The sequence below is a fragment of the Faucicola sp. SE7633 genome, assembly GCF_059264685.1.
In genome coordinates this window covers 1-22282 of sequence record NZ_JCADBW010000027.1, presented here as the reverse complement: position 1 = coordinate 22282, position 22282 = coordinate 1, and the positions used below count along the sequence as shown (strand labels likewise).

Sequence of the window (22282 nt, the reverse complement as noted above, 5' to 3'; positions counted from 1 at the left end):
ACAGTGAGGTATAATCTGTTTTTTATAGCGAACTCTAACAAATCGTTTTCTTTAAAAGACCCAACATAATATTTGGACTTGAATTAGTAAAAGTACCTATATAATTTTCATTATATAAGAAAACTGTATTTGATAAAGCTACAATATCTTCAAAATTTTCTAGAGCCAATATTAAATTTGTTGAAAAAATAGGAGTATCAGATGTATCAGTAATAATGACTACTGTGTCAGTAAATTCTTGAGAAGCTACTTTTTCAATTAACTTATCTAAACTTATTTTCATTATAGCGTCATTATTCCAATCAATACTACCATTACCAGTTTTAAGCAAATAGGCATTTAATTTATTCAAAACTAATTTCTCAGCATCTGCATCAAGAATTTTATAGGTATTACCTAATTTATTTTTACACTCTTCAAAAAGATCCATATTAGGGTGTGTCCTCAATTTAACTTAACATGAATAATAGTGCACGCTAAATAAAGCATAGATTTAAAATTACGAGCTAATTTCTCATAACGGGTAGCAATACTGCGAAACTGCTTTAAACGAGCAAAAGCATTCTCAACTAAATGGCGTAGTTTGTAGAGATAGCTATCAAAATCAGGGTTAGGTTGATTGGCATTTTTACGCTTGGGTATGATAGCTTTCATACCATGCTCTATGGCTTTATCTCTGATTTGTTGAGAATCATACCCTTTGTCAGCGATAAAATACTCGGCTTCTTCGATGACTTCTATCAAGTCGTTTGCAACTTGACTGTCGTGCACGTTACCCCCAGTGATTTTAAAATCGAGCGGATTTCCATGCGAGTCCACACATAGGTGTATTTTTGTCGTGTCTCCGCCACGGCTTTTTCCAATTGCTCGCTCGAAACCACGCCTAGCTCCACTTGCATGTTGATGACACCGTACATAACTTCCGTCGATGAATACCCATTCTTTGTCAATTTCTTCTCGTAGGTCAAAAAAAAATTCTCCCATAACCCTTTTTTAGACCATCGGTTAAAGCGATTATAGGCTGTTTTCCATGATCCTAGTTCGATGGGTATGTCTCGCCATGGCGCACCGGTTCGCAGTTTCCATAGTATGGCTTCCATGACAGTACGGTCATTTTTCCATTGGTGACAGCCGTGAGCTTTCATGGTCGTTTGTAGTTGTTCCCATATGCTGTCTGTTATTGCGGTTCTCGCCATTTACTTTAATCCTATATTTTGTTGAAAGGTAGGGTTAAAATAGGGCTCTTTTGGGCTTATTCAAATTAGGGACACGCCCTAGTCAAATCCGCTCATATTGACACTAAAGAAAGCTATGGTCATGAACGCTTACATCAGCATTTAACCAATCAAGGGCATGACATCAGCCTGTACATGGTGCGACAAATTAAGCAAGAACATGGGATTTACTGCAAGCGTCACAAGCGATTTAAAACGACTACTGACTCAAATCACAACAAGTCTGTGTATCCAAACTTGCTAGAGCAGCAATTTGATGTGACAGCACCCAATATCGCTGACCCAAGCGATATTGGGTGCTGTCACATCAAATTCACCATTGTTGCTTTTAGCCACATTTTCCCATTGAGGAAAAACACCCAACTTTGTAACTGAAAGTGCAGGATAATCCTTATCAGACACTTTTTAACGGCGTTCACTAAAAAATGTGCTAATTCTGCCTAGCTCCCAATCGCTTGGAATTTCCCCCAACCAATCCACGCCACTGTCTTTATAACTGTCGTGCCTTGCATAACTCATTGAATTTACAACCATTTAAAACAATTCACCCAGATTGACATACTTAGTATCCGTGATATAATACACCCAACAGTTCCCCGATGTTCTTGTCCCGTTTATCGGACAACAAGGCTCGGGGACATCTATTTTTACCCCAAAATTGTTTATCCCCACAACTCCCACCGCTTGAACGCATCTAGCGAGACATTCAAGCCCATCTGCTCTAAGCCAATCGCATTATTTTCCACCTTTGGAAACTCATCCAACAACGCCAAAAAGCGTTTTCCCCATTGGGAATTTGGTGAGATTTTCTTTAGAAGGTATTGAATTAAGCAAAAATATACCAGCACGTTATTTTCTGAAAAACTCTCCCATGGCTGCCCCATATTCTTGAATGAAGCAGGCGTTCCAATGTGCCGATTCCACAGCCTAGCATAATGCGCTGAAATATTGCGTATGATATTTAATGCTCGCAGTTGGGTTTCAAGCTGCTTATGGGTGGGTAAGCCAAAATATCTTGCGATTTTGTCCTTATCTGCCTGCCTCATACCTTGGTATAGCATAGACATCGTACCAAAATCCCACAGTTCACTATGCACCCAAATCGGCATTTCTAGGTATTTTTCTTCATGATGCTTAACAAAATCTGAGTTTTTTTGCTCACGCTCTATCAGCTGATAGTACTTACTAAGCCATCTATTGCGGTTAAAACCATCATTAAATGCCCGCGATTGTAAGTGAGCAGTCGCACCATAGCGGCTTAGGCGATAGCAAATTTGCACACGCATCGCGACTTCAATTCTCTCTAAGGCATCTATGGCTAACTGGCGTAGCTTTCTATCGAACACATACAACGCTTTAATATCGCTAAAATGCGTATTTGGCATAAACGCATCAGCCCGAGTTTTATCAGCCAACATTTTACGAAACGGATAGGCGTAACCGCTTAAACGATAATAACCAATCGTCTGCAAATACCGTAACGCATAACCATCGTCTTCAACAATCAACCCACGATTTTTATAAATCTCTAACTGTTCTTGAAACGTCTTGAACGGTTTTGGCTCTAGCTTTTGTGTCGTCATAAACTACCTAGAATATCCCGAATTAAGCCGTCTGCCTCTTTATCCAACTGCAATAGCTCACTAGCCACTTCATCCAAGCTTCTTAGCGGTTTATGCTGGTAAAAATACTTGTTAAAACTGATTTCATAGCCAATCTTAACGCTATCCATATCCAGCCATGCCTCACTGACATGCGGACGCACCTCTGTCAAAAAATAATCATAAATTTCTTGGTTGAGCGGTATTGACTCACTGTCACGCAAATCGCTATTACTCTCTTGACTTCCTCCCCTCCCTATCGGTCGGGGATTCCTGCTCCCAGACGGTTAGACCTGCCGCAAGAATGTTCCGACTGGCATTGATATCTCTATCATGCCATGTGCCACACCGTGTACAAGTCTACTGCGAGCATAGCTCTTGTCTTGCGAACGGGCAAAGCAGTGCTTTGCTTATCCGTTCTCATCTCTTATTCGCACGGACTACTGGACATATCACCACAGCACCAACACGTCACGGCGGGCATAGCCCTTGTCTTGCGGACGGGCGAAGCGGTGCTTCGCTAGTGCCGTCCTCAGGTAGTGTATCGCTCATTCACGATTTCAAAACGGCAACCTGCGTGCTCGCATTTGTAGGTCAGTTGTCGTTTCAGTTCAAACCAACCTGCATCGTAAACCGACTTGGCTAGTTTGCCTTTTTTACTGTTAAATTGGCTGGTTTTAATATCACCCACGATGATTAGGGCATTATCTTTAACCAGTTTGTTGGTGAATTTATGGATTAAATCGTTTCGGGTGTTTTTAATTTTGGCGTGGATTGCCTTGACACGCTGTTTGTTGTTGGCGCGTTGGGCGGTGGCTAACGCTTTGGCATATTTAAGCGTTTGCTTGATTTGTAGCTTGTCGCCATTTGAGGCGGTGGCACTGTCTTTTAAGCCTAAATCAATACCGACGCTACCAGTTCCACAAGTGGTTTTAGGGTAGTCTTTGACGGTGATACAGGCATACCAACGGTTGCGGCTATCTTGCACAATCTCAAGAGTGTTAATTTGGTATAGGCTTAAGTTGTAGCTGTCCCATAGGTCAAGGATAAGTTTTTGCCCTTTGGCTAGGCTTAGTTGTAGGGTAGATTTTAAGCCTTTTTTGCCTGTTTGTCTGGTGGCTAAACGCTTGACCGCACTTGCTTTAAATGGAATCCAACCCAGTGATTTACGCTTAACTTTGGGGTTGTTGGTGCGCCAATTTAGTTTGGCTTTTTTAAATTGGCGACGCGATTTGGCGTGGGTTTCGTTGATGGCTTGGATGGTTTGGCTGTGTAGGTTTAGGTGTTCGCCGCTGCCTTTGGTGTATTCGTTTAAATCATAAGCGGATAGGAATTTGCCTGTACGTTTGAGGTATTGCAGGCTCAAGTCATTGACGTAATTCCACACAAAATTAACCGAACCGCTTAGGCGATTTAGTTGGTCTGTGTGTTTGTCGCGTATGCGTAACTTGAGTGTTTTCATGGGGTTATTTTAACAAGATTTGTAGTAAAGCACACGTAGTAAAACACACACGCTAAAAAAATTCGTGTGTAATTTTAGTTCCCGTGTTGCCGTAAAACCACCGCCTAAAGTCGGTGGTTTTACGGCAACGGAGGATAAACACGATTGACCCGTGCAATGGCTTGCATGAGCCCATGCCCTTTCATCGGTTTGTCGATATACAACGTGTGCATACTTGGTGCGTCAAAACCTGTTAGCCACATGTCACGAACAATCACCAATCTAAGATTATTGCTTTCATCTTTCATGCGATTAGAAAGAATTTGTCGATCGGATTTGCTGGTATGATGTTTGGCAAGTTCTGCCCCATCATCTGCTGATGAAGTCATAACGACTTTAATCATGCCATCGTGCAAATTGTCACTATGCCATTCAGGGCGCAAGGCGATAATCGCGTTGTATAAGTCTACGGCAATGCGGCGTGACATAACAACGACATACCTTTACCTGCACTACCGCTGGCGTTTTGGCTTGCGTCCATGCGTTTTTCAAAGTGTTGGATAATATCTGATGCCACAGTTCGAACGCGTTCAGGGCTACCAATCAAGGCTTCTGTACGGGCATATTTAGCACGGGTTTGCTGGGTTGCAGTCAGTTGTTCTTGGCTAAATTCGGCATCAATTTCAGCAATGTTTTTTTTACCCTCATCACTGATTTTGACTTCTGCCAGACGTGATTCATAGAAAATTCTTACCGTTGCGCCATCTTCAACCGCTTGGGCGATGTCGTAAATATCGATATAGTCACCAAATACCGCAGGCGTATTTACATCGGTTTTTTCAATCGGTGTACCTGTAAAGCCTAGATAAGTTGCATTCGGTAGAGCGTCGCGCAAATACTTGGCAAATCCATAGGCGGTGCGTTTACCAATGAGGTTGCCTAAATCGTCGCTAACATCCAGTTCTTTAGCGTCAAAGCCATATTGCCCTGCGCCTCAAGACGCTCTAACGCTTGACCCAAAGACTTTATACTTTGCTCAGCGTTTCGCGTATCAATAACAATGCTTAAACCGCCTGCCATATTACTTTCCTTTGGCTAATAAAAAACCCGCTTTTAAGCGGGCTTTTTGGATTTATCTGTTTGAAAAGCTAATCTCAATCTGTTTTTTTGTGGTTATCAAACACCTAGCGGTTTGCGGTATTTCGATACCCAGCGCGTTTTTAGCCGTAAAAGGCATAACAACCTCAATATTTCCACTGGGTGTTTTTCGGGCAGTTGTGCTTAGTATTTCATCGTCAAATGAACTGGGGAATTGCAAATGATTTTTTACGCTTTCTCGGCAGGCTTGAATATACATATGAGGCTTACCCTCCAGCTGTTCACTTTCTGGCTTTAATGGTTGGTCTTGTACCAACTCATTTTGACTAACATAGAACCTTTCACCGTTTTTACAATCCACAAAAAATACCGCTTCTTTTTTGACGCGACTGCGATTGTCTGACAACTCCACAACCTCTGGCGTGTCGCACTTGGGATTGCTGGCAACCTTGGCCACCACTTTTGGCATCATAGCATTGATTTTCTTAACCCATTCACCACCCCAATTTGCATACAACTTGGGCATATTTTTTTGGCTGTAGGGCACAACAATACCGCCATAGTCCTTGATAGGATTTGATTGCGCTTTTGTTTGGGTTGCAACACTTGCCGTGGTTGGCTCTGGCGTGGTTACAGGTGTTACAACTTTCGGTGCTTCTACCGTGGTTTGCGTCGGATTTTCTGAAGTATCGGGGATAATCATCATCCCAATCACAACAAACAACACCACACCGCCACACCATGCGGCCAACGTATTTTTAACAAACCTTTTTCTATCATTGTGCTTGCTGTATTTTGCTGGGTTTATCAAACCCCTTATCAAAACATACGGCGCATAAACCAGCAACGCAAACAATGACAGCAGAATAAACAATCCAGCCAAAAAACTACCCATCTTTATTCCCTACAGAGGCATTGAAAAATCAATCATAGTCAAAAAGAAGGGCGTTAGCAATATTTGCGCGTTTTTCGTGGCTATTCTGCGCTTGTGGCCTCTTTGTTCGTTTCGCTCAAATACACATCATCCAGCGCGAAAACACACGCATCCAACACACTGCGCTCAAGCAAAATTGTGAGCGGTGGGCTTCATCGGCGATTACCACGATATTGTGACGTTCGGAGAGGGTGTCATACACGCTACTACCGTCTTCGGGTTGGAATTTTTGAATGGTGGTAAAAATCACTCCGCCCGAATTAACCTTAAGCAATTCTTTGAGCTGATTACTATCATCAGCTTGTTTAGCAAATTGTCTAAGTAGTTGATTGACTGAGCTAAACGTTGAAAACAGCTGATCGGCCAAGTCGTTACGGTCGGTCAGTTATATTCTATTTTTGCATATCTTTCTGTTTTAATATAATTTTGTAGAATATAAAATTCTAATCATAATAATTTTCGTAAATAATCAAACAAGGATGGTAAAAGTAAATGTCCCAACAAAATAAGCTATTTGCCGCAGGTTTAGCGGCAGGCGTTGTGGCAATTGTCGCAGGATACGCGTATACACAAGCTGCACCGAAGGCACAAGCCAATTCGCTAGCCCCTGCTACCCACACCAGCGCGATGCCGACCAACACCCAAGGCACTGTCACTATCGCCTATCAAACGGGTATTGATCCTGCCAAGCTTGCCCAAGCAGATAAAACCTACGAGCAAGCCACCCATCGTGATATCAACTGGCGTAAGTTTGATACGGGTGCTGAAGTGGTTGCTGCCATCAGCGCAGGTAGCATTGATATCGGTAACATCGGTTCAAGCCCGTTGGCTGCCGCTGCCACCAAAGGTGTGCCCCTAGAGGTATTTTTGGTGACCAGCGAAATTGGTGAGGCCGAAAGTTTAGTTGCTAAAAATACAAGCAATATCAAAACACCTAAAGACTTAATCGGTAAAAAAATTGCCGTGCCGTTTGTTTCTACTACTCACTATAGCTTATTGGCGGCACTTGAACACTGGGGCATTGCTCCAAGCCAAGTCACAATTATCAATCTGCGTCCACCCGAGATCAATGCCGCTTGGGAGCGCGGTGATATTGATGCCACGTACGTTTGGGAGCCTGTACTAAGTAAAGTAAAAGCCAGTGGTCATGTGCTCACCACCTCCAAAGAAGTGGCAAGCTGGGGTAGCCCAACGTATGATTTATGGGTCGTGCGCAAAGACTTTGCGCGGCAAAATCCCGAGTTTTTAAAACAGTTTGTCAAAATCAGCACAGAGGCAACGGGTAAATACAGCCAAAACCCAAAAGCATTTATTAACAATACCAGCAATAACCAAAAAATCGCCCAAATCACAGGCTCAACGCCCGATGATGTCGCTAATTTGTTGGCAGGTAACCGTTATCTGCCTGTCAGTGAGCAACAAACCCTATTGCAGCAGCCATTTGCCGACAATATCCGTAAGACCGCCGAATTTTTAAAATCACAAGGTAAAGTTGATACAGTGTTGCCCGATTACTCAGCCTTTGTCACCAATGAATACCTAAGCATACGATAATTGAGTAACCACAAGGAAGTACCCGATGAGCGGATTGGTAATACAAAATCTGACCGTACAATACCCACCAACCAAAACCAGTCATGTGCCTGCCTTGGCACTTGATAACCTCAATTTGTCGCTGGCCGATCAAAGTTTTTGTGTGGTGCTAGGCGCATCAGGCTGTGGCAAAAGCACCCTGCTTAACACCATTGCAGGCTTTATCCCTACCACACAAGGCACGCTATCGTTAAATGGTCAGCCAATTACCAAGCCAAGTGCTGATCGCGCGGTGGTGTTTCAAGACCATGCGCTATTTCCGTGGCTAAATGTTGCCGATAATGTCAGCTTTGCTGGCAAATTGGCAGGCGTTGAGCGTAACGCCCAAGCACAACATACCCAGCAAATTTTGCAATGGGTGGGATTGGAACACGCTGCCAACAAATCGATTTGGGAGCTGTCAGGCGGTATGCAGCAGCGTGTCGGTATTGCGCGGGCATTGGCATCTAAAGCCAAAATGTTACTGCTTGATGAGCCGTTTGCCGCGCTTGACGCATTTATGCGTGAGTCTATGCAAGAGTTACTGCTCAATATCTGGCAGCAAAGCAAGCGGCAGATTTTTTTAATTTCACATGATATTGAAGAAGCATTATTTTTGGCAACGGATTTGGTGGTCATGGGAAGGGGTCAAATTTTACACCATTATCAGCCGCGCTTTAGCCAACGTTTTATACAAGGGCAAAATACTCGTGAAATTAAATCTGATCATGAGTTTATCGCGTGGCGTGAGCAGTTATTTCAACAAATCGTCGCGTGCCGAATTTAGACCCAGCGATGGATACAACCAATATTTTGCAGGACAGCACTATGACTAGCCAATCAATCAGTCCCGTACCGTCAGCCGAGCCCGTGCAGCCCATCAGCCAATCTAGTACAACAACACCAGCACCACCCAACCAAACGCTTATACCAGCCGCACAGCCAGTGAGTCCTTCATTTTTGTTGGCACTGAGGCAATATCACCGCGTCTTTTGGGGCTGTGTCAGCGTCATCACAGCGTTGGCACTGTGGTGGTTGGTAACGGTGACTGGCTCAATACCCAGCTTGTTTTTGCCATCGCCTAGCAGTGTGTGGCAACAGTTGGTTAAAGTCTCAACCGAAGGTTATATGTCGGTGACGTTGTTGCAACATACGTTTGCCAGCCTTGGCAGGGTGTTTATTGCGCTGATTTTAGCCATCTTAGTGGGCGTACCTATTGCGATTTTAATGGGTACAAATCGTATCATTCAAGCGCTTTTTGACCCTTTACTTGAGTTTTACCGCCCCATTCCACCATTGGCGTATTTGCCTTTGCTGGTCATTTGGCTTGGTATCGGTGAGCTAACCAAAATCACACTGATTTTCTTATCAATTTTAGCGCCGATTATCATTTCGACGTTACACGGTATTTTGACGGTCAATAAAAGCCGACAATTTGCAGCTTTGTCATTGGGTGCGACCAAATCACAATTGCTGTGGTATGTGACTTTGCCGTCGGCACTGCCGCATATTTTGACGGGTATTCGTATCGGTTTGGGGGTTGGATGGTCTACGCTGGTAGCAGCGGAGTTGGTGGCAGCAACCCAAGGGTTAGGTTTTATGATTCAGTCAGCGGCGCAGTTTTTGGCAACCGATGTGGTGATTTTGGGTATCATGATCATCGCCATAATTGCGTTTATGCTTGAGTTATTGCTAAGAAAACTACAAGCAAGTCTTGCGCCATGGTATGGAAAGTACTAGCAGTTCGCCGAATTTTGGGGAGATAACTATGACAACTTTAACCAGCTTATCGATAGTAAAACTCACACCCCATATCGGGGCGATGGTAGAGGGGATTGATTTTACTCAAACCTTGTCAAATGAGCAACGGCAGCAATTAGAAGCTGCTTTATTAAAGCATCAAGTGCTGTTTTTTCGCAATCAACCGATAACGCCTCAACAACAAGCTAGTTTTGCGCGGCAATTTGGCTCATTACATATTCACCCGATTTTTCCACAAGCGGATGACCAGCCCGAAATTGTGCTGCTCGATAGTCAGCAAACCGATTTACGCGATAATGCAATTTGGCATACCGATGTTACCTTTAGCCAAACTCCACCGCTAGGGAGTATCTTGGCTGCCAAGCAAGTTCCTGATTTTGGCGGCGATACGCTGTGGTCAAGTGGTTATGCAGCGTTTGAGGGCTTATCGCCTGCCTTACAAAGATTTTTGTCAGGTTTGACCGCCACACACAGTCTGATAAAGTCATTTCCGCAAGAGCGTTTTGGTCATACGCCTGAAGGATTTATCACATGGCAACAGGCACAGCTTGATAATCCGCCTGTGGTTCATCCCGTCATCCGCACCCATCCTATCACAGGCAAAAAATTGATTTTTGTTAATGAAGGTTTTACTACCAAAATCAATGAACTAACAGACAGTGAAAGTAAAGCTGTGCTTGATTTTTTATTCCAGCACATTGCTAAACCTGAATTTACTGTCAGATGGCATTGGCAAAATCACGATATCGCGTTTTGGGACAATCGCGCCACGCAGCATTATGCCACCAATGATTACGACAATCATGTCCATCGCGTGATGCACCGTGCTACCATTGACGGTGACAGGCCGTTTTACTGCCAGTGAGCGTATGCTTGCGGTCAAGCGCTTATCTAACTTTAACATGGTCGAGGTTTAATTCAACGCCGACACGCGCATCAACACCATATTGCGTATCAGTAGCTAAGCTGCTAGTCAGTAAGACCTCACCATTGTCTAAGCGTAACTGATACAATATATAAGCCCCTTTGAAATTTGCTTCAATAATTTGCGCTGTTAGTGAGCCTTGGGTCGGTGGGATTAGCCGCACCTGCTCAGGTCTAATCAGTACTTTATTATCATGCGCATAATAATTGAATAGTTTAGGATCAATGATACCCAAAGCACTGCATAGCTGCTGCCCGTTTGGCACAACGTCCAGCAAACAGCCTTCACCAATAAATTGCGCTGCTGCAAATGTGGCTGGATGACGATAAAGCTGCTGTGGCGATGCCCATTGTTGTAGCACGCCATCTGCCATCAAACCAACTTTATCTGCAATCGCAAAAGCCTCTTGTTGATCATGCGTTACAACAATCGCACTTATTTGCTGCTGCTTGAGCAGTTGGCGCACGTCTTTGGACAGCTGGGCTCTTAATTCAGCGTCCAAACTAGAAAAAGGCTCATCAAGTAATACAAGCTTAGGCTCATTTGCCAGTGCTCGGGCCAAGGCAACGCGCTGTTGCTGCCCGCCTGACAATTCATGTGGGTAACGCTTGGCATACGGCTCAAGTCCAACAAACGCTAGCAGCTCATTTACCTTTGAGGTTTTTGCAGAGCGGCTAAATTGGTGCAGACCAAATCCGATATTATCCGCAATTGATAAATGCGGAAACAGGCCATAGTCTTGGAATACCATGCCAATATTGCGCTGATAGGCAGGTATGCACCGCGCGCTTGCTTCATCAAACAACACACGTTGATCATCACGGATTGTGCCTGTGGTGGGATGTTCAAACCCAGCAATACAGCGCAGCATACTTGTCTTACCACAGCCTGACTGACCAAGCAAACAAGCTATCTCACCTTTTAACAAGGTAAAACTCATACCATCTAATACATTTTTACCCGCTCCATAGCGAAGCGATACCTGCTCAACTTGTAAGCTAATGTCTTGAGAAGGCACAGAAGAATTCATCGTTTTTTTTGTCAAATCAACCCCATGCCGTGTGAAATTGTCTGTTATCATGAACGCTGCTCCATTTTTGAAAATAGTATCACAGGTAACAATCCCACCAAGACAATCGCCAAAGCTGGCAATGCGGCCTCTTCAAACTGCCCCTCCATGGTGTAGGCATAGATGCGTACCGCCAAAGTGTCCCATCCTGATGGGCGAGTCATCAAGGTAATCGGCATCTCCTTCATGATATCAACAAATACCATCAACCATGCAACGCCAAGTGAACCTTTTATCAAAGGTAAATAAACCCGATAAATTAACCGCCAGCCATGCACACCCAGTGTCAAAGCCGCCTCAGTTAAACTCGGTCGGATACGTTCAAACCCTGCATCGATACTTGACACCGCCAATGCCAAAAACCGAATAGCGTACGCAACCAACATCACCAGCAACGTACCTTTTAAAATCCCCGTTGTTGTCGAATCCACAGGCAACCATGTCAATAACCAATTATCTAAGCTTGCCACAGGGACAAAAATGCCAATCGCCAAAACCGAACCTGGAATTGCATAGCCCAGCGTGGCAATGCGCGTAGCAATTTTGGCAAAACGTGACCCATCATGACGTTTTGCCAGTACCAACAACAACGCCACCAACGCAGTCACCCCTGCACCCAGCAGCCCACCCAACAACGAATGCCACATAGGTGACCAAAACCGCGCCAAAGACTCAATTTGCCAATGCTCAACCGCCCAAATGATAAGTTGCAACACGGGCAGTATAAAGCCCAACAACAAAATCACCGCACAATACCCAACCGCTAGCCACTTTGGCATACCCCGTAACCTCTGAGGCGAATTCGCCGCGGTTTTATGACTGGCAAAACGCCGCCCACCACGATTGATCTGCTCAATAGTTATCAACCCAAATACGAACAATATCAAAAGTGACGCAAGTTGCTTGGCAGTCTCAATTGAATACATACCAAACCATGCTTGATAAATCGCCGTGCTAAATGTCTCCACACCAAACGTCGATACAGCGCCAAAGTCTGCCAGCACCTCCATCATCGCAAGCAACAGCCCCCCGAAAATCCAAGGTCTTGCCATAGGCAAAGCGACTTTAATCACCGACTGCACGGGCGACAACCGCATAGAAGCCCCCACCTCCAGCGCACGCTGCCCCATTGACAAAAAAGCATTGCGCGCTAGCAAATACACATAGGGATAAAAAGTTAATACCATCACAGCCGATAGCCCCCAGATATTGCGCGTATCTGGCAGACCTTGCCTAAAACCATATTGCTCGCGCAAAAACGTACTGATAGCCCCCGTATAATCAAACATCCCCACTTGCACAAAAGCCAACACATACGCAGGCACTGTCAAAGGCAGCATCAACGCCCAAAAAAACCACCGACTACCTGGAAAGCGATACATCGCCGTAAGCCACGCCGTACTCACCCCAAGCACCGTCACACCTATCGCCGTCGTTACAAGCAAAATCAGCGTATTCTTAACAAGCTCGGCTAACTGATACTCAAGCAAAAAGGTCCAAATCTCTGCGTTAATATCGCCAAAGCTCAGCACCACCACACCCATGGGCAATATGACCAATGCCACACACAGCAGCAGCCAAGCCCTTGCTAACCAAGACTTTTTCAACACTCAACCAACCTTAACAAAAATGATAATAATTATTGTCTGTATTAATAATCTATATTATACTAGAAAAACAGCATTTTTAAACGATGTGTCTCATAAAAAGCGCTCGGCTGGTCTGGTTTAGTAAAAAATTCGATGACGATTTTGGGAAATTTTGCGATGAAAAAATTGTTGCTTGGTGCTGGCGTATTGGCCGCTACCACACCTGCGTTTGCCACAGAGCTGGTGGTCTATTCAGCGCGTGCAGACAACCTACTTAAACCAATAGTAGAAAAATACGAACAAAAAACTGGCACTAAAATCAAACTCGTCAATGATAAAGCGGGCGTATTGATAGAAAGAATCAAAGCAGAAGGCGCAAACACCCCAGCGGATCTTCTGATTACCGTAGATGGCGGTAACCTATGGCAAGCCGCTCAAGCGGGCATCTTGCGCCCGATCAACTCCCCCATCTTAGAAGCCAATATTCCGCCCCAGTTTCAAGACCCTAAAAACCGCTGGTTTGGTCTATCGGTACGTGCACGCACCATCTTTTACAATCCAAACAAGGTCAATCCAAACCAACTTTCCACCTACGCTGACCTATCGACCCCAAAGTGGCAAGGCAAGCTTTGTTTACGCACGTCAGACAACGTCTATAACCAATCACTGGTTGCAACGATGATTCCGCACAATGGCTTGCCCAATACCCAAAAAATCCTCAAAGGCTGGGTGAACAACTTGGCAACCGCACCGTTTGCCAATGATACCGCCTTACTTGAGGCCATCGACTCAGGGCGCTGTGAAGTTGGCATTGCAAATACTTACTATTATGGTCGCCTACTGGATAAAAACCCCAACATCAATGTTAAGCCATTTTTTGCCAACCAACGTTGGCAAGGCACACACGTTAATATCTCGGGCATCGGCGTAACAAAATATAGCAAGCATCCTGCCGAGGCACAAAAGCTTATTGAATGGCTAAGCTCAGCAGATGCACAAAATTTATTTGCTGACCTCAACCATGAATATCCTGCCAACCCAAGGGTCGCGCCTGATCCAAAAGTCGCCCGATGGGGTAACTTTAAACAAGACATCATCAATGTCTCAACCGCAGGGGTCAATCAACGCCAAGCCATCATGTTGATGAAAAAGGCTGGTTACAAATAATCAGCCAGCTTGAAAGCACAGCGGGATTTGCCCACCGCTGTGTTGTTTGGCCATTATGACCAACCGACAGTCAAACCCAACCGTAAACTTGCGTCTAAAGCGGCAAGTTTACGGCAATCAATGCCAACCCTACCACTTAATACATAGCAAACCAAAAAATATCTGATTTACTCTACCTGCACGTACGCTTTTAAAATACTGTGTATTTTTTCATTGACGCTAACCGCCTCACTATCTGCCAACTGTTTGATAGCCGCATGCAACGACGGCTGCATCAGCAATTGCACGCGCTTGCTTTTCACCTCGATGAACTCGGGGTTACGCTTCATGGGCACTTTGGGCGCTGTGCTTGCTTGCGACTTTATTGCCATATCATCGTTTAGGCCATCTTCTGGGCTATCCTGCGTAGAAGCGCTAATAAATGACATCGCAGGATTTGCATGACTAAAGCTTTTTTTAGTGGCCATTATTGAATCTCCTGCCAAATTTCTTGAAACAAATCAGCATAATCTTGCGTTACGTTCCCATGGGCGTTGTAAGAAAAAATATCTTGCTTGAGAGCCTGCGCCTCTTTGATGGCAACGGCTTCCCGAATACTTTGTGTGTATGCTTTTGTGTGTATGCTTTTAGCTGTATCATGTATGACTTGCTGTAGATCGCGGCTTAAGATATTACGATTGCTATATCGTGTGAGTACAATCCCTAAGACTGACAAATTTTTGTTTGTATAACGTTTGATGGCATCCAGCGTTTGACCCAGTTGGGTAATGCCTTGCACGCTAAAGATATCTGCTTGCGCAGGAATTAGCGCAAAATCACTGGCTGTTAAAGCATTGATGGTCAAAATATTCAAGCTTGGCGGTGTGTCGATAACGACATAATCATAGCCTTGTAAGGTAGCCAATGCCTCTTTTAGGCGATATTCTCTGCCTGTCATGGTAAGCACTGCCTCAACATTCGCTAGCATGGGACTTGAGGCGATAATATGATAGTTTGTTGGGGTCACTTGAATAGCTTGCTTATCAAGTTGTGCATTGGTGAGTAAATCCAGTGCATTAACTTCACTGTGACCTGCATGGGTGGCATAAGTCAGATTGCCTTGTTGGTCTAAGTCAATGAACAACACTTGTTTATGCTGTTTATTTTGCAGCCATGCACCCAGCGCATGAACGGTGGTTGTCTTACCCACACCGCCTTTTTGGTTTATCACGGTAATAACTTTGGTCATACTGATACACTCATACATAGTTAAGTATGCATATAATTGTATATGTATATTCACGTACATTCAATAAGTGGTTATTAATCTATTTGATACCCATCACTTTTTTGAAATAACTGCGGAACTTAATATCTGTGTGAGCAAGATTTTTATCATTTTCTTTATCAAATATTTTTAGAAATACGGGAATTTCGGTGGCTATCAACCGCCTTACTTCATTCAAGATTTGCGTTTGAAAGCTGGCTTCTAGACTCTCAAACAAGTGAATAAATTGCTCGCTTTCTTGTTTTTCTTGCAAAATTTGCTTTTGCTTGGCAATGTCTGTCAATCGGTCTGCTTCAAGTTTCTTTCTCACCTCTTCAGCTTGTCGTCGATATTCTCGTTGTTGTTGGTCTAGGTCTGCCAAGCCCCAGCGTTCGCTAACCGCTTTTTTGTAGATATTTCGCTTATGCGTTTCATTGACGATTTGATTTTTGCTGATGTAAGTATCGGCGACGGCTTTAACGGTTTGTCTTTCGCTTTCAGATAGACTTTCAAACAAATTGACATTGCTGGCTTTGGCAAAAAATTCTGTCGCTGGGTCTGTAGATTTGGCGGTTAATTTTTCTTCAATGATAATGGTAAAGTGGGTTATCGAGCGTCCAAGTTTCTCCTGCTCTAGCGTTAATTTAAATTCACCTTGTTCATTGACTTGATTAATAGCGGGTTGTAGTACTCTTCGCTTAAATTCTGCCACATTGGGATACTTAGCAAATACACCAAATAAAATTTTCCACTCATCGACCTGTTTTCTACAGTGTCCTACTTTGCGCCATTTACACACAAGCTCATAAAGCCGTTTGGCGGGGGTAGTGTTCAATTCTATAGTATTGGCATAATCGTATTGCGTATAGTCTAGGGCGTCGGGATTTGTCGCACTTTTAATCAAGTGCAAAATATCATCGCTAAACTTTAAATAAATAAACGATCCTGCATCGCTATAGCCCACTTTTTGCACCAAACGGATGTGCAGTTTCATTTTGCTAAACTTGCCATGCTTAGGTTTTGATGCCAAAACTGAGTCTGAAAAAAAGTTTATATCTGTTAAATCAGGCAAAATTTCAGGAATAACTCCGCCATTTGAGAAATCATAGTAAGCATCGCAAATAATCTTGGTTTCTTCCAACTCCAATACCGCTCTTTTTAGTACTTTGTAAGCGTCGTCTAGTGATACTTTGTGGATATGCGCGTATTCTTGGGCGGATATCACCACCTCACCGCTCCAAAGCTCGGACGATACATTGGACTGCCGCGCTTTGGTCATTGCGATAGTCATAATATTGTTGGGGACAGGCGATAAGTCGTAGCTAGACTCAATCAAAGTATTGTGCTTAATGATTGAAAAATCAGCGTGTTGTAAGTCTTTATTGGCAAATTTTTTCATACCCTCTCCATGCTGCCGTCTTGTAAAATCATACCTTGCTTTATTTATGGAAGCAATACATTAATGTACTTAGTACATATAACAAGAAGAGTTGTACACATATATACGATATTCATTAAAAATCAATAACTTACCAATATATGTACTCAGTACATAAAACAAGAAGAGTTGTACATATAAACAAGAAGAGTTGTACATATAAACAAGAAGAGTTGTACATATAAACAAGAAGAGTTGTACATATATTGGCTCGCAAAGCCTTGCCCCGTAAGGCTTTGCGCGTCCCACAATATATACAATATAACAATATTACAATAAAAGCCTTTTTTTTGAATTCTCTTAGCAAGCAACTATTTTCTCACTGGTTAGCATAATATGTCCTATGTGTCCTATGTTGCAGATGAATTTTGGGCATAAAAATAGCCCTAAAGCTCAGTATGAACAGGTAGGGCTATTTGGTTGGTTAAAGTGGTCACCTAGTCCAGTGTTACAGGCTACCGCCAATGCCTTTGAATTTTTCAACAAAGAGGGCTATTTTTTGAAAGACTGTTTGTTTTTTGGTGAGGTATTCAGGATTTAAAGGGCTCATCTTAGGCAAGATATCATTGAGCCCCGTACCGTTTTCACTGGCATATTCACGTTTGAGTGAAGTTAAGATATAGCGTTTGGCTGGTTCGCTATGTAGTCGTTCGTCTTGAATTAAGGCTTCAGCCTCTTTTCGTTGTTCAGCTTGGGCAAATTTAAAAAATTCATCGATGATACTGGCTTTGTCTTGGATTGTGTCTAGGTTGGTTTGGTTGATGAAATCAACAATTAGACCTTCTTTGGCACGGTTGCCAATACTGGCACGAATCACACGGCGAACTTCTTCCACCAATTCAGTTTTGCTTTTGATTTTTTTATGATGTTCAAAAATCAGTTCAAGTATGTAGTCTAGATTGATTTCTTGCGACTTCAGCAAATCGACTTCAAAAACCACCTCATCCCAATCAACGGTTGATTGGTTTTGATTATCAGCTTGTCTTTGACGACGCAACCAATCACGAATATCATGGTAGCTTGAGCGATAATCTTGAATCAATCTTTGGGATGGGATTTCAATAGACTGCATCGCTTGTAGGTCATCATCGGATAGGTAGTAGGTTTGTTTAAATTCTTCGACAGCTTGCGGATTTTGTTTATCCAACGTCTGAAATGCTTGTAATGCCGCAAACTCGTCATAGTTTTGCAAAACATTATCGGCTCGCAGGTATTCGCCAAATAACCTGGCAAAATCTCGTTTATCTTTTTCGGTAATAATATTGTCAGGATTTGGAAAACGCTGTTGGAGTTCAGCTACCACGGCTAGGTAACCACGACAGGCTTCGCCCGTTGTAGTATCGGTATAGCCATGCATATATTCATCGTAGCTTTTTTCGAGCACGATATTTTTGGTATTTTTATCGCCAAATAGGGTAATTGCATCAATGGTGGCTTGCTCTAGGTCACGAAAGGTGACGATGTTGCCAAAGGTCTTGGTAGCGTCAAAAATGCGATTGGTACGGGAATAGGCTTGAATCAGCCCATGATAACGTAGGTTTTTATCAACAAACAGCGTGTTCAGCGTCGGTGCATCAAATCCCGTCAAAAACATCCCAACAACAATGACCAAATCGACTTTTTCTGACTCTGGCAACGGCTTATTGTCGCTGTCTTTGCCCTTGACACGTTTGGACAGGTCTTTGTAGTAGTTTTCAAACGCTTTGCTGTCTGTGCTGTAGCTGGTTTTAAACAGGGCATTGTAGTCGCTAATGGCTAAATCCAAAAATTCTTTTGCCGTTGTATCCATCGCGTTGGGCTCAAAATTTTCATCGATAATATCGCCAATAGCGGTTTGTTCCTCGTTTGCGGCGTAAGAAAAGATGGTGGCTATCTTTAAAGGGCGTTCTAAGCCACTCTGAAGCCGTTTAAAGGCGTTGTAATACAATTTGGCACTCTCTACACTACCCACGGCAAACATCGCGTTAAAGCCCGTATACGGCGCATTTAAGCGATGGGTCTTTTGTCTGAAGTTATTGAGGATATATTGAGCGATTTGTTCAATGCGTTGTGGGTGCTGTAAGGCTTGTTTGTTTTCGGCGGCAGTGAGTTTTTCGATATCTTTTTCTTTTTCGATGGTTTTAAATTGCGGTCGCACGTCGTTGTAGTCCACTTTGAACTTCAATACCTTTTCATCCCGAATTGCATCGGTAATGACATACGAATGCAGCTCTTGCCCAAATACGCTAGCGGTGGTTTCTGAGCCTAAGGCATTTTCTGAAAAAATTGGCGTACCTGTAAAGCCAAATTGATAAAACTTTTTGAATTTACGCTTTAGGTTTTTTTGGGCTTCACCAAACTGTGAGCGGTGGCATTCATCAAAGATAAAGACGACTTGTTTGTCATAAATCGGTAGTTTATCCTCGGTTTTCATCAGGTTATTGAGTTTTTGGATAGTGGTGACGACAATTTTATTGTCAGCTGCTGCCAGGTTTGCTTTGAGTTTGGCGGTACTGGCTGAGCCGTTTACGCTATCGGGGCTAAAGCGGCGATATTCTTTCATGGTCTGATAGTCCAAATCTTTTCTATCCACCACAAAAAACACTTTGTCAATAAACGGCAACGCGGTGGCAAGCCGTGCCGCCTTAAAGCTGGTTAAAGTCTTGCCTGAGCCTGTGGTGTGCCAGATGTAGCCACCGCTTTCAACTTTACTCCAGTTTTTGGCATGAAATGCGCTGTTGATTTTCCACAAAATCCGCTCGGTGGCGGCGATTTGGTAAGGGCGCATAATCAGTAACGTGTTACTGACATCAAACACGCTGTAATGCAAAAGCACGCTGAGTAGGGTTTTTTTCTCAAAAAACGTGGCGGTGAAGTCTTTTAAATCCTTGATTGGGGTGTTATCCGCCCTTGCCCAGTTCATGGTAAAGTCAAAGCTGTTTTTGTCGCGTTTGGTGGTATTGGCAAAATAGCGCGTATCAGTGCCGTTTGAGATGACAAAGATTTGTAGGTATTTATAGAGCGATTCGTCTTTGTTGAAGCTTTCTTTGCTGTAGCGATGAATTTGGTTGAAGGCTTCACGTATTTTTACACCGCGTTTTTTAAGCTCGATTTGCACCAGTGGCAAGCCATTGACCAAGATAGTCACGTCATAGCGGTTGCGGTGTTTGCCAGTTTGGCTAAACTGCCCGATGACTTGTAGATGGTTTCGGGCGATGCTGTGCTTATCGAGTAGACAAATATTTTGTTGATGACCGTTATCAAAGGTAAAGCCGTGAACATCGTCATCATGGATTTTGCGGGTTTTGTCAATGATGGTTTCGCTTGGGCGGTCTAGGTATTCGGTCAAAAAGCGTTGCCATTCGCTATCGCTCAAGGTGATTTGGTTGAGCTTTTGGAGTTGCTCACGGACGTTGGCTAGTAGTTGGTCGTGGTTTTTGATGTCTTGGCGGTATTCATAGCCTTGGTTGATAAGGTCTTGGATGAATTCTTTTTCTAGGTCGGCTTCGGTTTGGTAGCCGCCGTCTGTTGGCTCGATTTTGGTGTAGTTGTCAAGTACGATGAAGTTGTTGGTTTCGGCAATGGGTCTTTGCGATGGTGGCATGGCTGTATGCTCCTAGATGGATGTATATCGATAGATGCGCTTATGTGTATATAGCTAAATGTATAGCTTTATAAATGTGCGTATAAGACTATACATAGGCATATAAATGTATACATCAAGAATATGCATTTATATGTATGTTTATATGTGTATGGCATTAAATTTTAGTAAAATCAAGTAGTTGCTCGCGGTAGTATTCATATTGTTTTTGGCGTAAGGCGATTTCTTTGGGTAAGCCCTCGGTGATAGAGTGGGTTAAGGTTTCGAATTTGTCTAAAATTTCAACGATTCTTTTTTGCTCAGTGATTGGCGGAATAGGGATGACAATTTTTGCTAAATCATTAGCTGATACGTCAATAACCTTTGTCCCTTTAGCTAGTTTTCTCTTTTGCTTAAAAAAATCTGCCGTTTGAGTATAGTAAGCAAAATACTTGCCTAATATCTCACTGCTAGGTTTAAATATTGTAGCGTGTCCACCTGTGACAGCTTGTTCTTTACCAAAGTAAAATAAAGCCTTACCTACATCCGCAATATTTTCACTCGTGTTGGTGATTACAACGTCACCTTCATCAACCTTTTTCAATTTTTTAGCAAGCTCGTGAGAAACAAAAGATTTTGTTTCATTGGCTGAAGTACCGTAAAAAGTGTAAATCTGTCCGTAATGAATTGCAGGAACGCCACTTTCTGTAAAATCGGATTTCTGCAATCCATTACCCCGAATTAATTGACCAAGTTCGTCTAGCCGTTTCCAACGAATTTCATAATTAAGCTTGACATTATTCGCTATTCGTGCCGATAATGCTGTCTGTTGCTGTCTGTTGCTGTCTGTTTCAATACTCATGTCAGAGAAATTTAGCAATTTATCGCGGTAATATTGATATTGTTTTTCTCTGCTGTTAAGCTCGGCTGTCAGCTCGGCTGTCAGCTCGGCTGTCAAGGCGGTAAATGTGTCCAAAATCCGCACAATCTCGGCTTGAACGTCTAGGGGTGGGATGGGAATTTTAAATTCTTTTAACTTTGTGTCAGAAATTGCAGGATATGCAGAACCACTTTCATTTTCTTCAAGGTAATTTTTGAAAGATACGCTAGAAAGATTATAATAAATCCATTTTGGTAAAACTATTTTAATATCAGCCCTTAAAATACAATAACCAGTACTTGCTATTTGTTCGTGAAGTTCTTCAGTTATAACGGCTATACGCATTTGTGTTGGTCTGGTTGTAGCAAATATAATGTCATTATGCTCAACAATTTTTTGAGCACGGCTTGGGGCATTCTCTTTATCAATTAATGATGTTTCGATAATTGCATTTGTCTTTCTATCGACAGAAGTCAAATCAATATATTGAAACCTTTGCACGAACAAATGCACAAAAGTTTGTAAAAGTGATATAATACAGTAAAATCAAACAGATGGCAAAAGACACGAATATGGCATGGAAACAAACAGGGCAACTCTCCCTAGCAGACAGTCTCATTAACGCTCACAAAGCCATCGAAGAACTCGATGAACTACATAACCTAATCAACTGGCAAAGTATCGAACACACCCTACGCCATGTCCATAGCAGTGACCGTGGCGAAAGTGCCTTTCACCCTGTCATCATGTTTAAAATCTTACTA

The 22282-nt window shown here is 43.1% G+C and carries 19 protein-coding genes and 5 pseudogenes; 7 read left to right on the top strand and 17 right to left on the bottom strand.

Translation table 11 applies throughout. From position 1 onward, the window contains the following. Positions 1 to 34: 34 nt before the first annotated feature. Complete coding sequence (locus AC5L4R_RS09125; RefSeq protein ID WP_067338186.1) at positions 35 to 430, bottom strand: CDI toxin immunity protein; 396 nt, start codon at positions 428 to 430, stop codon at positions 35 to 37. A 14-nt stretch (positions 431 to 444) separates the two neighbouring features. Further along, positions 445 to 1196, bottom strand: a protein-coding gene (locus tag AC5L4R_RS09120) for an IS5 family transposase (RefSeq protein WP_494473556.1) whose coding sequence is annotated in 2 segments (ribosomal slippage) — positions 445 to 995 and positions 995 to 1196 — 753 coding nt in all. Because the reading frame shifts where the segments join, the coding sequence is not laid out codon by codon here. A gap of 78 nt (positions 1197 to 1274) precedes the next feature. Here AC5L4R_RS09120 and AC5L4R_RS09115 point away from each other — a divergent pair. After that, positions 1275 to 1529: pseudogene (locus AC5L4R_RS09115) on the top strand (IS3 family transposase); the annotation flags it as partial. A 368-nt stretch (positions 1530 to 1897) separates the two neighbouring features. Here the strand turns inward: AC5L4R_RS09115 and AC5L4R_RS09110 are convergent. The 8 genes and pseudogenes from AC5L4R_RS09110 to AC5L4R_RS09075 form a co-directional block, all read right to left on the bottom strand. Further along, positions 1898 to 2818, bottom strand: a complete 921-nt coding sequence (locus AC5L4R_RS09110) for an Abi family protein (protein ID WP_494473555.1) — start codon at positions 2816 to 2818, stop codon at positions 1898 to 1900. Continuing rightward, on the bottom strand, positions 2815 to 3060 hold the full coding sequence (locus AC5L4R_RS09105; RefSeq protein WP_494473554.1) for a hypothetical protein: 246 nt from the start codon (positions 3058 to 3060) through the stop codon (positions 2815 to 2817). Before AC5L4R_RS09105 ends, AC5L4R_RS09110 begins: the two co-directional genes overlap by 4 nt. Positions 3061 to 3067: 7 nt before the next feature. Next, positions 3068 to 3172, bottom strand: a pseudogene (locus AC5L4R_RS09100) (hypothetical protein); the annotation flags it as partial. A gap of 199 nt (positions 3173 to 3371) precedes the next feature. Continuing rightward, positions 3372 to 4298, bottom strand: a pseudogene (locus AC5L4R_RS09095) (RNA-guided endonuclease InsQ/TnpB family protein); the annotation flags it as partial. Positions 4299 to 4432: 134 nt separating this feature from the next. After that, positions 4433 to 5262, bottom strand: a pseudogene (locus tag AC5L4R_RS09090) (type I restriction enzyme subunit R domain-containing protein); the annotation flags it as partial. Next, the gene (locus tag AC5L4R_RS09085; protein WP_494473553.1) at positions 5217 to 5357 is read right to left on the bottom strand and encodes a hypothetical protein; all 141 of its coding nucleotides are present in this window, start codon (positions 5355 to 5357) and stop codon (positions 5217 to 5219) included. The gene AC5L4R_RS09085 and the pseudogene AC5L4R_RS09090, both read right to left, overlap by 46 nt. 52 nt (positions 5358 to 5409) lie before the next feature. Beyond that, positions 5410 to 6270, bottom strand: a complete 861-nt coding sequence (locus tag AC5L4R_RS09080; RefSeq protein ID WP_067238465.1) for a hypothetical protein — start codon at positions 6268 to 6270, stop codon at positions 5410 to 5412. Positions 6271 to 6430: 160 nt separating this feature from the next. Continuing rightward, a pseudogene (locus AC5L4R_RS09075) lies at positions 6431 to 6694 on the bottom strand (DEAD/DEAH box helicase family protein); the annotation flags it as partial. A gap of 107 nt (positions 6695 to 6801) precedes the next feature. Here AC5L4R_RS09075 and tauA point away from each other — a divergent pair. Genes tauA through tauD form a run of 4 tightly spaced genes read left to right on the top strand, consistent with a single transcriptional unit; the run spans position 6802 to position 10507 of the window. Beyond that, positions 6802 to 7863: a taurine ABC transporter substrate-binding protein gene (tauA, locus tag AC5L4R_RS09070; protein ID WP_494473552.1), complete on the top strand. Its 1062-nt coding sequence runs from the start codon at positions 6802 to 6804 to the stop codon at positions 7861 to 7863. 25 nt (positions 7864 to 7888) lie between these two features. Next, positions 7889 to 8668 (top strand): taurine ABC transporter ATP-binding protein, encoded by a 780-nt coding sequence (locus AC5L4R_RS09065; RefSeq protein WP_494473551.1) that lies wholly within the window; start codon positions 7889 to 7891, stop codon positions 8666 to 8668. 41 nt (positions 8669 to 8709) lie between these two features. Next, on the top strand, positions 8710 to 9621 hold the full coding sequence (locus AC5L4R_RS09060; protein WP_494473550.1) for an ABC transporter permease subunit: 912 nt from the start codon (positions 8710 to 8712) through the stop codon (positions 9619 to 9621). 28 nt (positions 9622 to 9649) lie between these two features. Further along, positions 9650 to 10507 (top strand): taurine dioxygenase, encoded by an 858-nt coding sequence (gene tauD / locus AC5L4R_RS09055; RefSeq protein WP_494473549.1) that lies wholly within the window; start codon positions 9650 to 9652, stop codon positions 10505 to 10507. 22 nt (positions 10508 to 10529) lie between these two features. On the opposite strand, the gene AC5L4R_RS09050 is transcribed toward tauD, so the two are convergent. Next, entirely contained in the window at positions 10530 to 11648 is a 1119-nt protein-coding gene (locus AC5L4R_RS09050; protein ID WP_494473548.1) for an ABC transporter ATP-binding protein, read from the bottom strand. Beyond that, positions 11645 to 13246 carry an ABC transporter permease gene (locus AC5L4R_RS09045; RefSeq protein ID WP_494473547.1) on the bottom strand — a complete coding sequence of 534 codons (1602 nt, stop codon included), beginning with the start codon at positions 13244 to 13246 and terminating at the stop codon, positions 11645 to 11647. Before AC5L4R_RS09045 ends, AC5L4R_RS09050 begins: the two co-directional genes overlap by 4 nt. Before the next feature lie 156 nt (positions 13247 to 13402). Between AC5L4R_RS09045 and AC5L4R_RS09040 the strand changes: the two genes are divergently transcribed. Next, on the top strand, positions 13403 to 14392 hold the full coding sequence (locus AC5L4R_RS09040; RefSeq protein ID WP_494473546.1) for an extracellular solute-binding protein: 990 nt from the start codon (positions 13403 to 13405) through the stop codon (positions 14390 to 14392). Positions 14393 to 14559: 167 nt separating this feature from the next. On the opposite strand, the gene AC5L4R_RS09035 is transcribed toward AC5L4R_RS09040, so the two are convergent. The 5 genes from AC5L4R_RS09035 to AC5L4R_RS09015 form a co-directional block, all read right to left on the bottom strand. Beyond that, complete coding sequence (locus tag AC5L4R_RS09035) at positions 14560 to 14820, bottom strand: hypothetical protein (RefSeq protein WP_494473545.1); 261 nt, start codon at positions 14818 to 14820, stop codon at positions 14560 to 14562. A gap of 38 nt (positions 14821 to 14858) precedes the next feature. Further along, complete coding sequence (locus AC5L4R_RS09030; RefSeq protein WP_494473544.1) at positions 14859 to 15620, bottom strand: ParA family protein; 762 nt, start codon at positions 15618 to 15620, stop codon at positions 14859 to 14861. A gap of 79 nt (positions 15621 to 15699) precedes the next feature. After that, positions 15700 to 17037 carry a replication initiation protein gene (locus AC5L4R_RS09025; RefSeq protein ID WP_494473543.1) on the bottom strand — a complete coding sequence of 446 codons (1338 nt, stop codon included), beginning with the start codon at positions 17035 to 17037 and terminating at the stop codon, positions 15700 to 15702. Positions 17038 to 17524: 487 nt separating this feature from the next. Further along, entirely contained in the window at positions 17525 to 20659 is a 3135-nt protein-coding gene (locus tag AC5L4R_RS09020; protein ID WP_494473542.1) for a type I restriction endonuclease subunit R, read from the bottom strand. Positions 20660 to 20816: 157 nt separating this feature from the next. After that, positions 20817 to 22055, bottom strand: coding sequence for a restriction endonuclease subunit S (locus AC5L4R_RS09015; protein WP_494473563.1), 1239 nt, complete (start codon positions 22053 to 22055; stop codon positions 20817 to 20819). A 35-nt stretch (positions 22056 to 22090) separates the two neighbouring features. On the opposite strand from AC5L4R_RS09015, the gene AC5L4R_RS09010 reads away from it, so the two are divergent. Then, positions 22091 to 22282 (top strand): transposase (locus AC5L4R_RS09010; RefSeq protein ID WP_494472339.1); only part of this gene is annotated, 192 nt, incomplete at its 3' end.